11 protein-coding genes are annotated in these 13225 nt (G+C 74.8%); 7 read left to right on the top strand and 4 right to left on the bottom strand.

Features of this window, described 5'->3' with window-relative positions; genetic code table 11:
* Nucleotides 1-42 precede the first annotated feature (42 nt).
* Nucleotides 43-681 (bottom strand): DUF2249 domain-containing protein, encoded by a 639-nt coding sequence (locus ACFT5B_RS01305; RefSeq protein ID WP_386796162.1) that lies wholly within the window; start codon nucleotides 679-681, stop codon nucleotides 43-45.
* A gap of 62 nt (nucleotides 682-743) precedes the next feature.
* Between ACFT5B_RS01305 and fdxA the strand changes: the two genes are divergently transcribed.
* From fdxA to ACFT5B_RS01285, 4 genes are all read left to right on the top strand, one after another.
* Nucleotides 744-1106: a ferredoxin gene (gene fdxA, locus ACFT5B_RS01300; RefSeq protein WP_386796161.1), complete on the top strand. Its 363-nt coding sequence runs from the start codon at nucleotides 744-746 to the stop codon at nucleotides 1104-1106.
* Entirely contained in the window at nucleotides 1103-1783 is a 681-nt protein-coding gene (locus tag ACFT5B_RS01295; RefSeq protein ID WP_386796160.1) for a helix-turn-helix transcriptional regulator, read from the top strand. The genes fdxA and ACFT5B_RS01295 overlap by 4 nt, the downstream gene beginning before the upstream one ends.
* Nucleotides 1780-2208: a hypothetical protein gene (locus ACFT5B_RS01290; protein WP_386796159.1), complete on the top strand. Its 429-nt coding sequence runs from the start codon at nucleotides 1780-1782 to the stop codon at nucleotides 2206-2208. Before ACFT5B_RS01295 ends, ACFT5B_RS01290 begins: the two co-directional genes overlap by 4 nt.
* A gap of 79 nt (nucleotides 2209-2287) precedes the next feature.
* Complete coding sequence (locus ACFT5B_RS01285) at nucleotides 2288-2497, top strand: PspC domain-containing protein (protein ID WP_386796158.1); 210 nt, start codon at nucleotides 2288-2290, stop codon at nucleotides 2495-2497.
* Here ACFT5B_RS01285 and ACFT5B_RS01280 read toward each other — a convergent pair.
* Nucleotides 2475-5780: a GH92 family glycosyl hydrolase gene (locus ACFT5B_RS01280; RefSeq protein WP_386796157.1), complete on the bottom strand. Its 3306-nt coding sequence runs from the start codon at nucleotides 5778-5780 to the stop codon at nucleotides 2475-2477. The two genes, ACFT5B_RS01285 and ACFT5B_RS01280, sit on opposite strands and share 23 nt — an antisense overlap.
* A gap of 119 nt (nucleotides 5781-5899) precedes the next feature.
* Here ACFT5B_RS01280 and ACFT5B_RS01275 point away from each other — a divergent pair, with 119 nt between their 5' ends.
* Nucleotides 5900-6934, top strand: coding sequence for a LacI family DNA-binding transcriptional regulator (locus ACFT5B_RS01275; protein ID WP_386796156.1), 1035 nt, complete (start codon nucleotides 5900-5902; stop codon nucleotides 6932-6934).
* Between the two features lie 97 nt (nucleotides 6935-7031).
* Here the strand turns inward: ACFT5B_RS01275 and ACFT5B_RS01270 are convergent, their stop codons facing one another.
* Nucleotides 7032-7883 carry an alpha/beta fold hydrolase gene (locus ACFT5B_RS01270; RefSeq protein WP_386796155.1) on the bottom strand — a complete coding sequence of 284 codons (852 nt, stop codon included), beginning with the start codon at nucleotides 7881-7883 and terminating at the stop codon, nucleotides 7032-7034.
* A gap of 170 nt (nucleotides 7884-8053) precedes the next feature.
* On the opposite strand from ACFT5B_RS01270, the gene ACFT5B_RS01265 reads away from it, so the two are divergent.
* Nucleotides 8054-9448, top strand: a complete 1395-nt coding sequence (locus ACFT5B_RS01265) for a hypothetical protein (RefSeq protein ID WP_386796154.1) — start codon at nucleotides 8054-8056, stop codon at nucleotides 9446-9448.
* Nucleotides 9445-11538, top strand: coding sequence for a hypothetical protein (locus ACFT5B_RS01260; protein ID WP_386796153.1), 2094 nt, complete (start codon nucleotides 9445-9447; stop codon nucleotides 11536-11538). Before ACFT5B_RS01265 ends, ACFT5B_RS01260 begins: the two co-directional genes overlap by 4 nt.
* Nucleotides 11539-11558: 20 nt before the next feature.
* Here the strand turns inward: ACFT5B_RS01260 and ACFT5B_RS01255 are convergent, their stop codons facing one another.
* On the bottom strand, nucleotides 11559-13157 hold the full coding sequence (locus ACFT5B_RS01255) for a hypothetical protein (protein ID WP_386796152.1): 1599 nt from the start codon (nucleotides 13155-13157) through the stop codon (nucleotides 11559-11561).
* Nucleotides 13158-13225 lie beyond the last annotated feature (68 nt).

The raw sequence follows: 13225 nt of genomic DNA, 5'->3' as shown, positions 1-13225 counted from the left end.
CGCACCCGCCTGCGCACCGGACCACGGGCGCTGGGTCCGCCGTCAGACAGGCGTGCGCGCGGTGAGCACCAACCCCTCGCGGTGCTTGTGGACCGTCAGGTAGCGGACGCCGTCGGGCCCGGCGACGATCCGCCGCTCCGACCGCTTCGGGAGCCACACGACGTCCCCGGGGGCGACCGCGACGTCGCCGGCCTCGGTCTCGATGGTCGCGGCGCCGTCGAGCACGTGGAACATCACGTCCACGTCGGGACCGGCGTGCCGGCCGATCTCGCCGTGGGCCGGGAGCACGACGACGTTCGAGTCGAGGTCGCGCTCACGCAGCCGGAGTGACCACACGGCCCCGCCCGCGGACGGAGCGGTGGCGCCGTCGTCCGCGAGGGGGCCGGTGGTGCTGGTGACGACGCGCGGGAGGGCCATGGACGTGACCCGGCCGATGCGGATCCGGAAGTCGCGGACCTCCTTGTTCACGTACTCCCAGCTGTAGGTGCCGGGGAGCTCGGCCTCGAACTCGTCGTGGAGGTGGACCGGGTCGTGGTCGTTGACCAGGACGAACGAGCCGCCCACGGGCAGGTCGCGGAACGCCGCGAAGATCGTGGGGTGCTTGTCGGGCTTGCGCATGCCGCGGACGTCGAGCAGCTCGGCGGGCTCGGAGCCGACGGTCTCGGCGGGGGTGTCGGTCATGGCCACATCCTGACCCCGCCAACGGCTTTTCTACAAGTCCAACCTGTGCGAAACTCGCTGGCATGACGTACGTGATCGGCCAGCCCTGCGTGGACGTCAAGGACCGCGCCTGCGTCGACGAGTGCCCCGTGGACTGCATCTACGAGGGCAACCGCTCGCTCTACATCCACCCCGACGAGTGCGTCGACTGCGGCGCCTGCGAGCCCGTCTGCCCGGTCGAGGCGATCTACTACGAGGACGACCTCCCCACCGACCTGCTGGACTACCTCCAGGACAACGCCGCGTTCTTCGCGCTCCCGCTCCCCGGGCTCGACGCGCCGCTCGGCTCGCCGGGGGGCGCCGCGAAGCTGGGCGTCATCCCGTCTGACACGCCGCTCGTGACGAGCGTCCCACCGCAGGGCGACGCCGCCGAGGGCGCGTCGTGACCCCCGCACCGGCGACCCGTTCCGGGCTCCGCCGCGACGCCGTCCTGCGGGTGCTGCGCGACGCCGGGCGCCCGCTGACCATCGCCGACGTCGCGACCACCCTCGGCGTCCACCCCAACACCGCGCGGTTCCACCTCGAGGCGCTCGCCGCGGACGGCACGGTCGAGCGGACCACCGTCGCCGCCGTCGGCCCGGGGCGCCCGCCGCTCGCGTTCCGTGTGCGGCCGGGCATGGACCGCCACGCACCCCGGCACTACGAGGTCCTCGCAGGGGCGCTCGTCGCGCACGTCGCGCGCGGACCGCAGCCCGGGCGTGCCGCCGTCGGCGCGGGCGAGGCCTGGGGACGCGCGCAGGCCGGGCGCACCACCCCGCCCGACGCCGGTCCCGTCGCCGGCCTCGTCGGCCTCCTCGACGACCTCGGTTTCGCCCCCGAGACCCTCACGGACGGCGCGAAGCCCGACGACGGCACGGACCCCCGCGAGGTCACCCTCGGCCTGCGCAGCTGTCCGTTCCTCGAGCTCGCCGACGACCGGGCCGTCGTCTGCGGCGTCCACCTCGGCCTCATGCGCGGCACGCTCGAGGCGTGGGGGGCACCGGTGCGCGCCGAGTCGCTCGAGCCCTTCGTCCAGCCCGACCTCTGCGTCGCCCACCTCACCCGCGAAGGGAACGCCCTGTGACCAGCGCCGCCGTCGCCGTCACCGCCGCCCTGACGTTCGTCTGGCTCGGCATGGTGCTCGCGATCTCGTTCCTCGAGGCACCCCTGAAGTTCGGGGCGCCCGGCGTGACGCTGCCCATCGGGCTGGGGATCGGCCGCCGCGTGTTCAAGGCGCTCAACGCCGTCGAGGCCGTGCTCGCGGCCGGGATCGTCGTGGCGCTGCTCGTCGACGCGCCCGGCACCGGCGCGACCGTCGCGCTCGCCGTGGCGGTCGTCGTGCTCGTGGCGCAGCTCGTGCTGGTCCGGCCACGCCTCAACAAGCGGTCCGACGCCGTCCTCGCCGGTTACGAGGGGCCGCGGTCGCACGCGCACCTCTGGTACGTCGGGACGGAGAGCGTCAAGGTGGTCGCGCTGCTCGTCGGCGGGATCCTCGCACTCGCCGGATGAGCGCGTCGGGGTGGGGCCCGGGTCGGTTCGGGGGTCTCCCCGATGGTCCGAGACCGACCCGCACGCCTACGGTCGAAGCATGAGCACGACAGCTGCCCCCACCACCCCGTCGCTGTCGCGGCCGCGCTCCGGCCGCATGATTGCCGGCGTCTGCGCCGGGCTCGCCCGACGGTTCGGCCTGAGCCCCACCCTCGTCCGGTGGATCGCCGTCGCGTCGGTGCTGCTGCCCGGGCCGCAGGTGCTGGTCTACGTGATCCTGTGGATCATCATGCCGAACGACCGCGACTGAGCGGTCGCGCCGTCCCGCCCGGCTCGATCCCCCCGAGGAGCTCGAGCTGCCGCAGGTCGAGCGTGCCCTCGGCCACGCGCAGGCGGGTCCGTCCGGGCGCGCACGGCTCCCCGAGCAGGAACGCCCGGGTCTGCCGCGGCCAGACGAACCGGACGCCGTCCCGCCGGTCGAGCTCGACCCACGCGTCGCCGTCGGAGCGCTCCACGACCCACGACACGCCGTCCGCCGGCTCGCCCAGGCTCACGGTGTACAGGCCCACGGACGCGTCGGCGGCGAGCTCGTAGCCGACCCAGTCGCCTGGCCGCAGGACCAGCCCGGCGTCGGAGCGGTCGTCGAAGACGAGTGCCGGGTCGCCCACGGACGAGCGGGCGTGCTCCCGCACGCCGGCCGGGTCCGCGCGGTCCACGAGGACGGCGGGCGCGGACCCGCGCGGCGTGAGCGAGAACGGCGCCGCGTCGGAGCCGGTGCCCCACCCCGACGGCTCGGACCCGAGCGTGATCTCGATCCGCGCCCCGGCGCGGACGGTCGCGACGGGGACGGTCAGCCGCTCCCACGGCTGCCCGTCCACGGTGACGGAACGGATGTACACGTTCTCGGCGCTGAGGTCGTGGGCCACGATCGTGGTCTCACGCCCGCCGCCGAGGTCGAGCGTCGCGCGGGCCACCGCGGGCGCGGTCAGGACGAGCTCCCCACTCCCCGGCAGCAGCGGGTAGAGCCCGATCGTGCCGAAGACGTACCAGGCCGACATCTCGCCGTTGTCCTCGTCGCCCGGATAGCCCTGGCCGATCTCCGAGCCCAGGAAGAGCCGCCGCAGGCTGTCCCGGACGATCTCCTGCGTCTTCCAGGGCGCGCCCGTGAACGCGTACATGAACGGCGCGTGGTGGGCCGGCTGGTTCGAGAGCGCGAACATGCCGCGTCGGACGTTCCGCGCCTCCGTCATCTCGTGGATCACGGTGCCGTAGGTCCCGGCGAGGCTCGCGTCGCCCGTCTCCTCGGTCGTGAAGGACGCGTCGAGCTTGGCCTCGAGCGCGTCCGGGCCGCCGTAGAGCGCCGCGAGCCCGTGGCCGTCGTGCGGCACCGAGAACGCCATGCCCCACGCGTTCGTCTCGGTGTAGTCGCCGCCCCAGACGCGCGGATCGAAGGTCCGCAGGGGCCGGAACCGGCCGCGGTCGTCGCGCCCCACGAAGAACCCGGCGTCGGGCGAGAACAGCGTCGCGTAGCGCAGCGCCTTGGCCCGGAAGTAGACCTCGTTGGCGCGCAGCTCCTCGCGGCGCGGGTGGTCGTCCGGCAGGTGCTCGAGCAGCCACGCCGACGTGACCGCGAGCCCGTAGTCGGTGAGCGCGCCTTCGAGGGTCCACGACAGGCCCTCGTGGGTCGCCGTCGAGACGTAGCCCGTGAAGATCGCGCGGGTGCTGTCGGCCCGGCCGACCCGGTGCTCGGGGCTGACGGTCGTGGCGTTGCGCAGTCCCGAGTCGTACGCCGTCAGGACGTCACGGACGGGCACGCCGGCCGCGAGCGCGTCCGCGACGACGAGGTCGCTGCTCGTCCCGACCATCGAGTCGACGGGCCCGGGCGCCGACCACCGGTCGATCCACCCGCTCGCGCGGTAGTGCTCGACGAACCCGTCGAGCAGGTCGGCCGCGAGCTCGGGCGCGAGCAGCGCGTACGCGGGCCAGCAGGTCCGGTAGGTGTCCCAGAACCCGTGGTTGACGCTCGACCTGCCCTCGCGGACGTCGCACCCGGTCGTCGTCGGGCCGTGCGGGCGTGGGGGCGGCGTCGACGTGTCCGCGTGGACCCACCGGGGTTGCTCGGCCGTGCCGGCGTTCTCGCTCGCGTCGTTCGGGTAGAGGAACAACCGGTAGAGGCTGGAGACGAACTCGCTGTGCCGGCGCCGGTCCGGCTCGTCCACGGTCACGCGGCCGAGGAGCGCGTCCCACCGCGCCGCGGACTCCTCGACGAGCTCGTTGAACGTCGTCGACGACGGCGCCTCCAGGTCGAGCGAGCGTTCCGCCTGTTCGAGGCTCACGAACGACGTCGCGACCCGGACGGTCACGGTCCCCTCCGGGCCGGGCGGCGTCGCGAGGACCGCGGAGACGTGCGGGCGGTCCGGGATGGCAGCCTCGCGGTGCCCGGCGACGCCGTCGTCGACGCGGACGACGAAGTACATGCGGGGCGCGTTCGCCTCGAGCCCGGGCCGCATGCCGTCGGTCCAGCCGCGCGCGTGGACCGGGCCGTCCGGCGTGATCTCGACGGCGCCGCGGTCGTCGGGCTGGTCGAGGACGACGCCCCCGCCCGGCGGGACGGTGAACCGCAGGACGACGACGTGGTCCGTCGCGGTCGCCTCCGCGACGACGCCGCCCGCGAGCGCGACGCGGTACCGGTGCGGTCCGGCGAGCTCGTCGTCGTGGCGGAAGGTCAGCTCGCGGGCGGCGCGGTCGACGTCGGGAGCGGACGCGTCCACGAGCGGCATGACCTGGACGACGGAGCGGTCGCCGATCCACGGGCTCGGCGCGTGGGAGACGGCGAGCGCCTGGAGCGGGGTCGACCCGTCCGGGCGGTTGTCGGCGTGGTACCGGTACGGCCAGGTGTAGGTCGAGGCGTCGGTGACGGGGATCGCGAAGTTGAAGCCCTGCGGCCGAGCCACGGCCGGGATGGTGTTGCCGCGCGAGTACTCCCCGGACGAGTGGGTGCCACGGCGCGTGTCGACGAGGTCGACGAGACGCTCGTGCCCGCTCGGCTCGGGCGCGCGCGGGCCGAGGCGGACGTCGCTGAGCCAGCCGTGCGGGACGCGGCGCCTCAGCCCGCGGTGTCCCCGGCGCTCGTCGACGCCGACGGCGCGGAGGTGGATCCCGACCGCGCGGCGGCCCGTGAGCGGCGCCAGGTCGACGGTCCGGAGGTTCCACTGGTCGACGACGAGGGTCTTCGCGCCGTACTGGGCCTGCGGCGTGGTGGCGTCGCCGGCCTCGTCGCGGACCGCCGCACCACTGGCCGCGGCGGCGTCGGAGGCCCAGGTGCCGTCGTCGAGCAGGAGGTCGACCGCGACGGCGGTGGCCTCGAAGCCCTCGCCGTGGCCGGGCGCCCCGGACCAGGCGGGGAAGACGGCGTAGGTGAGCTGCGTCGTCGGGCCGAGCTCGACGTCGCACGGCTCGAGGAGCGTGTCCGCGAGCTCGCCCGCGGCCATGCCGGCGATGCGGTAGAGCCGGCACGTCGCGTCGGTGAGCCCCGTTCCGGCGCGGGACGACGGCGCGTGGCGGGGCCCGGCGTCGTCTGTGACTTCGAGCATGGACGTTTCCCCTCGTCGGGCGGTGCGCCCGCTAGCATGACAACGTTGACCCGGACGGGTCAAGCCGCATCCCGCGCGCCCCCGGCGTGCGGACCGACCTGTGAAAGTAGGGTGAGCCCGTGACCGATCGCGCGGCGGTTGAGCAGCCGGCCGAGGCCCCCCGGCGACCCCGCCTGCGGGACATCGCAGCCTCCACCGGGCTGAGCATCAAGACCGTCTCGCGCGCCGTCCGCGGCGAGCGCGGCGTGGGTGACGAGACGCGGGCCCTCGTGCTCGCCGAGGCGGAGCGACTCGGGTTCCAGCCCGACGACGTCGCCGCCGGGTTGCGGCGCAAGAACCAGACCACGAACACGGTCGGCGTGACCCTCGGCGACGTCACCAACCCCTTCTTCGCGCCCATGATCCGGGGCATCCACGGCGTCGCCGCGGCGCACCAGCACCTCGTGCTGTCCGCCGACGCGGAGAACAGCGCCGACCTCGAGCGCCGCGTCATCGGCTCGCTGCTCGCGCACCGCGTGGCCGGGCTGATCATCGCGCCCATCGGCCAGGACCTGCGGTACCTCGAGCAGGAGGCGTCGTTCGGGACCCCCATCGTCTTCGTCGACTCCCCGCCGCCCGGGCTCGAGGGGCAGATGGACGCCGTCGTCACGACGAACGCCGAGAGCACCCGCGAAGGCATCGCGATGCTGCTCGCGCGCGGGCACCGGCGGATCGGCTACCTCGGCCACCCGCGATCCGGCAGCGGCGCGCTCGAACGGTGGCGCGGGTACGAGCAGGCGCTCGCCGACGCAGGGGTGGCCGTGGACCCCGCGCTCGTCCGCACCGGGCTCGTGACCGAGGACGACGCCACGCTCGCCGCCCGCGACCTGCTCGCCCAGCCCGACCCGCCCACCGCCGTCTTCACCGACAACAACCGGCTGTGCGTGGGGCTGCTGCTCGTCGAGCGGGTCGTGCAGAGCGACCTCGACATCCTCAGCTTCGACGACGTCCCGCTCGCCGGGCTCTTCGGCGTCAGCGTCATCGACAGCGACCCGCACGAGGTGGGGCGCGTGGGGGCGACGCTGCTCTTCGAGCGCCTCGTCGACCGGGAGCGGCCGGCGCAGCGCGTGGTGGTCCCGGCTCAGCTCCGCGTCCGCGAGCGCGTCCGGTTCTGAGGCGCCGCCGGCCCCGCGACCTCTTGCCGCTCGAGCTCACGACGGGGCGCCCGTGAACGTGGCCCGCCGCGACCCGAGGGAGCACCAGGACCAGCTCCTATGGTGGGCCGGTCAGGAAGGTCGCCATCGTGCGCGAGAAGGCCGCGGCGTCGTCGACCCAGGGAAAGTGGGCTGCTCCCGACTGAGTGGCGACCGCGACGTCGGCACAGATCGCCGCGACCTTGGCCGCGACCTCGGGCCCCGGCGCGAGGTCGAGGTCCCCGATGAGAATGCGGACCGCGCCGGTGAATGCCGACAGTGCCGCATGTGTCGAAGCGGGATCCGGCAGGCTGCTCCAGAAGGCGCCGCCCACGTCGGGATGGCGTTGGGAGGCGTCCGTCGCCGCGTGTGCGGCGGCGGCCTCGTCCCATCGCCCGTAGAGGAAGGGAGACATCGCCAGCCGCCGCTCCGTCGAGGCGCCCATGGTCTGCGTCTCCTCGAGCGCTGCCCGCGCGGTCTCGAACCATGGCTCTGCTCGCCGTCGCCGGATCCTGTCCTCGAAGGACTCCTCCGACTCTTCGATTCCGAGACTGCGGGTACTGGGCGTGACCAGGAGGAGCCTGCGCACTCGCTCCGGATGGAGTGCGGTATAGGTGAGCGCGACCTCGCACCCCGCCGAGTGCGCGAGGAGCTCCATCTGGCCGATGCCCAGATGGCGGCGCAACGCTTCGACGTCTGCGGCAGTACGGGCCACCGAGTAGGCCGCGGGATCGGACGAACCCGGGGATCCGCCGGTGCCACGTGGCTCCAGGACGACGACGGACCGCTCAGCCGCGCCGGCGAGACCTCCGAGCCCCTCGAGATAAGCCGCGTCACGGCCCGGGCCGCCCGGTACCACGACGACCGGAGGCCCTTGACCCCATCGAACGACGCTCAAGGTCGTCCCGTCGTCGCTCGTGAATCCGTCCACTGCTGAAATCTGACACTCCAGCCCGGCTCCGTCCAGGCGATGCCGCGTCGAAGGTTGCCCCCAAGGCCGCAAGCGGCGGTCCCCCGACCGCAGGGCAGCCTTGGATTCTCAACCTGGCCGACGCGATGACAACGTTGACGTCGCCTGGCCAACGATGCCAGGATCGCCCGATGACCACCACCGTCGGTGCCTCCTCCCTGCCCTGGCTCGCTGACCTCTACGCGCTCGCGCAGGAGACGCTCGCGCGCAACGTCGTCGGCGACGACGACGGCCCGTTCATCCGCGCGGGAGGCGGCTACCCCGACCCGTGGACGCGCGACGCGGCGCTCAACGCATGGGGCGCCGCGAACCTTCTGCGTCCCGACGACGCCCGCGCGACCCTGCTCCGGGTGTGCGAGACGCTCGAGGACGGCCGGACCGTCGTCGCGCAGGACGACCAGTGGTGGGACCAGATCGTCTGGGTGTTCGCCGCCGTCGACCTGGCCCACGCGACCGCGGACGACGCGTTCCTCGCCCACGCGCTCCGGGTCGGCACCGACTCGCTCGCGATCCTCCACCGCGACCGGTTCCGCCCCCGCTGGGGGCTCTACGCGGGCCCGGCGCTCATGCAGGACGGCATCTCCGGACTGCCCGTCCCCCCGGCGACCGCGGACGAGCCCACCTCGTTCGTCCTCGACTACCCGGACGCGCGCGAGGTCATGGCGCTGTCGACGAACGTCGTCTACGTCGGCGCGCTCCGCCGGCTCGCGGCCGCGGCCGCGCACCTCGGCCGCGACGCCACGGACCTCACCGCCCGCGCCGACGCGCTCACCGCCGCCATCGACGAGCACCTGCGCGACGGCGACACCTACGGCTACCTCCTCCACGGGGCCGGCCCGCTCGCCGGCACGCTCGACCACCACCGCGAGGCGGCGGGGCTCGCGCTCGCCGTCGTCCTCGGCGTCGTCCCGCCCGAGCGCGCGCCCGCGGTGCTCGCCTCGATCGGCCGCGGCCCCGCGGGCGTCGTCAACGTCGCCCCCCACTTCGACCGGTACGACGACGCCCGCCCCGGCCGTCACAACGCCATGTGCTGGCCGATGGTCATGGGCCTCGCCGGACTGGCCTCGGCCGCGGCGGGCGACCGCGACGGCGTCGTGCGGACCCTGGACGACTTCCGTGCGCGGGTCGAGAGCAGCGGCGGCCGCTTCGACGAGGTCTACGACGCCGTGACCGGCCTCCCGCACGGCGGCTGGCAGTGCGGCTACGTCTGGCCGAGCGAGCCGGACCAGACGTGGTCCGCGACGTCGCTGCTGCGCCTCGTGCACTACGGGCTGGTCGGCCTCGCACCGTCAGCGGACGGCCTCCGCGTCGCGCCCCTCCTCCCCGGACCCGGCGAGACCGTCGAGCTCACCGGCCTGCCCTACGCGGGCGCGACCCTGGACGTCGTCGTGCGCGGCGGCACCGGGGAACGCGACGTCGTCCTCCTCGACGGCACGGACGTCACCGACCAGCCGGTGCACCTGACTGCCAGCGCCACCGGTCACCACCGGCTCGAGGTCACGGCACGGGCAGCGAGTCGGCCGTGACCGCGTGGATCTGGGACGCGTTCCACCGCGAGACCCCCAACCAGCTCGTCCTGTTCCGGCGCGTCGTCGAGGCGGACGCGCCGCTCGTCGACGGCGCGCTCGACGTCGCCGCCCGCGGGCCGTTCCGCGTGTGGGTGGACGGCGTCCTCGTCGCCCACCACGACGTGCAGAGCTCCGCGCCCGGGGCCGACGCGGTGCGCTGCGACCTCGCTGCCGTCCTCGGCGCGCGCCGCGAGCGCCGCGCGACCGTCGTCGTCGGCGTGTACCTGCTCGGCGTGGGCACGCACCACCAGCCGCGAGCGCTCGGCGGGCTCTGGGTCGAGGGCACGCTGCGCACCGCCGACGGCGCCGCCCACGACGTCGGCACCAGCTCGGCCTGGTCGACGCACGTCCCCGCGTCGTGGCGCCAGAACACGCCGCAGATGGTGTGGTCGGCGGGCTTCACGGAATGGTCGGACCGCACGCTCGCACCCGACGGCCTGACCGCCGGCGCGGGCGACGGCTGGGCGGCGGCCGTCGAGTACGACGACGACCAGCGCCCGCGGCTGCTCGACCGCGACGTCGTCGAGGAGGACGTCCCCCTCGGTCCGTTCCTGCACGAGACCGGGACGCTGCTCGCTCCCCCGCCCGACGACGTCCCGCCGGGTCCCGCGATCGACCGCGCGACCGCGGGCGTGGCGCTGGGCGCGTCACGGCTCGCCGACTCGGCGCCGGTCCCGCGCGGCGCCCAGCCCGTCGGGCGCTACGGGCTCTGGGTCGTCCCGCACCAGCTCGTGGGCTTCCTGACCCTCACGGTGGACGCCGACGAGCCGACGACGATCGACGTCCTCGCGGGCGAGGCGGTCGACGCGCACGGCTGGCCGACGGCGACCCGGCAGGGCATTGCGGCCGTCGACACCGTCGTCGTGCCCGCGGGGCGCACGACGCACCGGTTCTGGCACCGCCGGACCTTCCGCGCGCTCGCGTGGGTCGCCCACGGGACCGGGGCCGTCGCCGTGGACGCGACCTTCGCCACGATCACCGCCCGCCGGCCCGAACCGGTGTTCCGCAGCGGCGTCGACCGCTACGACCGGATGCACGCGGTGAGCGTCGCGACGGCTCGCGTCGGACGGCAGGACCTCTACGAGGACTGCCCGCTGCGCGAGGGCGGCCACTACGTCGCCGACGCCGGCGTCCAGGCTCTCTTCGACCTCGCCACCACGGGCGTCCCGACGACGTCGCGCCGGTCCCTCCTCCAGTTCGCCGCCGCGCAGGACGACGACGGCATGATCCCGGCGCTCAGCCCGAGCGGGACGCGGCACCGGATCCCCGACTTCGCGCTGCAGTGGCCGTCGTTCGTCGAGGACCACGTCCGGTTCACGGGCGACCGGGCGCTCCTCGACGAGGTCTACCCGGCCGTCGTGCGCTGCCTCGACTGGGCGGCCACGCACACCGACGCGACCACCGGGCGACTGGACCTCGACCGCCCCGGCTGGTGGTCGTTCGTCGACTGGCACGCGTTCACGCCCGACGCGCGCCAGGCCGGCATCGACGCGCAGCACGCCGTCGCACTGCGGTCCGGGGTCGCGCTCGCGGAGGCCGTCGGCGACGACGCACGCGCCGCCGTCTGGCGCGCCGCGCTCGACCGCGTGCTCGCGGGGCTGGGCGACGACCTCCGTCACCCGCATGCCGCGACCATCCTGCTGTGCGGGCTCGACCCGAACCGCGCCCGCGCGCTCGTGGCGCCGTCAGCCCTCGACGGGTTCGTGCCCGACACGGGCTACTTCACGTTCTGGGTGTGCCGCGCACACCTCGTGCTCGGCAACCCGCGTGCCGCGCGCGAGCTGCTCGACCTGTACTGGGGCACCATGCTCGACGCGGGCGCCGGGACGTGGTGGGAGCGGTGGTCCCCGACCCGCGAGGTCGTCGAGTCGACCGGGTCGAGCCTGTGCCACCCGTGGTCCGCGGGGCCGCTCGTGCTCCTGCCGATGCTGGCGCTCGGCGTCGACCCGTTCGCGCGGTTCGAGGCGGACTCGCCGTTCGAGCCGGCCGACCTGGGCGGCCGAGTGACGGCCGCCCTGCACACCCCCTGGGGCGTCGTCGAGGCGTGAGACGCCCGGGCGACGGCTGGTCAGCTGCCGTCGAGCTCGAGGTCCACGCCCCACGGCAGCTCCCAGCGGTAGGTCCGCTCCTCGCCCCCGACGCGCCAGCGCCGCGGCGTCGGGATGCTCTGCCAGTCGAGCGGCTCGACGCCGCCGGCCACGCCGCCCGAGGCCGCGAGCGCCGCGGCCCGGCGGAGGTCGGCCTCCACCTCGGGAGTCAGGGTGGCCGGGTCGACCGACACGAACGTCGCCGTGCCCGACGCCGCGACCAGCTCGAGGAACTGCCGGTTCAGCTCCCACGGCGTCGCGTGGGTCGAAGGCACGCAGTCGGCGTCCACGGCGAAGAACCGGCCGTGCTGCGCCAGGCGGAACGCGAGGGCGTTCACGCCCATGCGCCGCGTCCGCTCCCAGCGCCCCCCCGACGTGTCGTCCCCGGCCCGGTGCACGTGCTCGAGCCCTGCGGCCAGGTGACCGACGGTGTTGCAACCGAGGACGGTCGCGTCCCCTGCGGCCTCGCGGACGGTCCGGTAGAGGTCGACGAGGATCTCGGCCGTCGTCCGGCTGGTGTCGGCGAAGCCCCAGCGGGCGGCCGGGGCCGGTAGGTCGGAGCGGCCGAGGAACGCTCCGACCGCATCGAAGGTCGAGAAGTCGTGCTTGATGAGCTCGTAGCCCCACGCACGGAAGGTGCGGATGCTCTCGGCCACCACCGCGAGCGCTTCCGGCGTGCTCGGGTCGAGCAGCCACGCGCCGTCCGGACCGGCATCGGGGAGCGGCTCGGGCCGGGCACCGAGAACCCGCTGGCGGGACAGCAGCGGACGGAACCACAGGCCCGGCCGGCACCCCGCGTCGCGGATCGACTCCGCGACCGACGCCATGTCCGAGAACGTGCGCCAGCCGCGGTCCCACGGCCCTCCGGGCGCCGTCCCACCTTCGCTCCACCCGGCGTCGATGACGCAGAACGGCGACCCGTCGTCGGGCCGCATCGCCCGTCGGACGACGTCGGCGTCACGCAGCACGGCCGAGGCGTCGAACCCCTCGCCGTAGGCGTAGTACCAGTTGTTGCTCCCGAACACGGGAGCGGACGGCAGGAGCGGGTCCGAGCAGAGCGCGGAGCAGAGGTCGCCGAGCGCGGTGAACGGCGAGGCGACGGCGTCGTCGTCGAGCGCGACGAGGGTCGCGAGCTCGAGGCGCCGCCCAGCGAGCCGCACGGGATCGGCGCCCGACCGGACGTCCAGCCACAGCGTGACGCCCGCGAGGTCGGCGGTCCAGCCGCAGAACGCCCCGGGACGCACCCGCACCCCGGCCCCGCGGACCCCGCCGCCGGGCGTGGTGGCGAGCCAGTACCAGGGCAGCACGCGCTCGGGCCGCGGAGGCTCCCAGCGCAGGTCCCCGTACGCGCGTTCCCACGCGTCGCCCAGCACGAGCGAGCCCTCGGGCAGCGGCTCGTCCCAGCGCAGCGCGATCCGGCTGAGCATGCCACCGGCCTCGACGCTCAGGTCGAGGCCTGCGGGTCCACCGGCCGCCCGCACGACGACGTCACCCGACTCCCAGCCGTCCGTCCCGGCCGTCGCGCGGCGGGGTTCGTGCTCGCCCCCCGACCACACGAAGACGGCGTCGGGCAGGGGCATGGCGCGGATCATCGGAGCTCCGATCGTGGGTTCGCAGGAAGGGTGTCACAGCGAAGCGGTCCGCGTGC

Origin of the sequence: Luteimicrobium sp. NPDC057192, from assembly GCF_042670205.1 — a bacterium.
Classification (GTDB): Bacteria; Actinomycetota; Actinomycetes; order Actinomycetales; family Cellulomonadaceae; genus Luteimicrobium.
Note: the sequence above shows the minus strand (reverse complement) of the source record. Positions and strands in the feature narration are given on the sequence as shown.

Excerpts from the sequence above, each read along its gene's own strand:
- ACFT5B_RS01305 (WP_386796162.1), bottom strand. The coding sequence starts at position 681 with ATGACCGACACCCCCGCCGAGACCGTCGGCTCCGAGCCCGCCGAGCTG.
- fdxA (WP_386796161.1), top strand. The coding sequence starts at position 744 with ATGACGTACGTGATCGGCCAGCCCTGCGTGGACGTCAAGGACCGCGCC.
- ACFT5B_RS01255 (WP_386796152.1), bottom strand. The coding sequence starts at position 13,157 with ATGCCCCTGCCCGACGCCGTCTTCGTGTGGTCGGGGGGCGAGCACGAA.
- ACFT5B_RS01285 (WP_386796158.1), top strand. The coding sequence starts at position 2,288 with ATGAGCACGACAGCTGCCCCCACCACCCCGTCGCTGTCGCGGCCGCGC.
- ACFT5B_RS01265 (WP_386796154.1), top strand. The coding sequence starts at position 8,054 with ATGACCACCACCGTCGGTGCCTCCTCCCTGCCCTGGCTCGCTGACCTC.
- ACFT5B_RS01280 (WP_386796157.1), bottom strand. The coding sequence starts at position 5,780 with ATGCTCGAAGTCACAGACGACGCCGGGCCCCGCCACGCGCCGTCGTCC.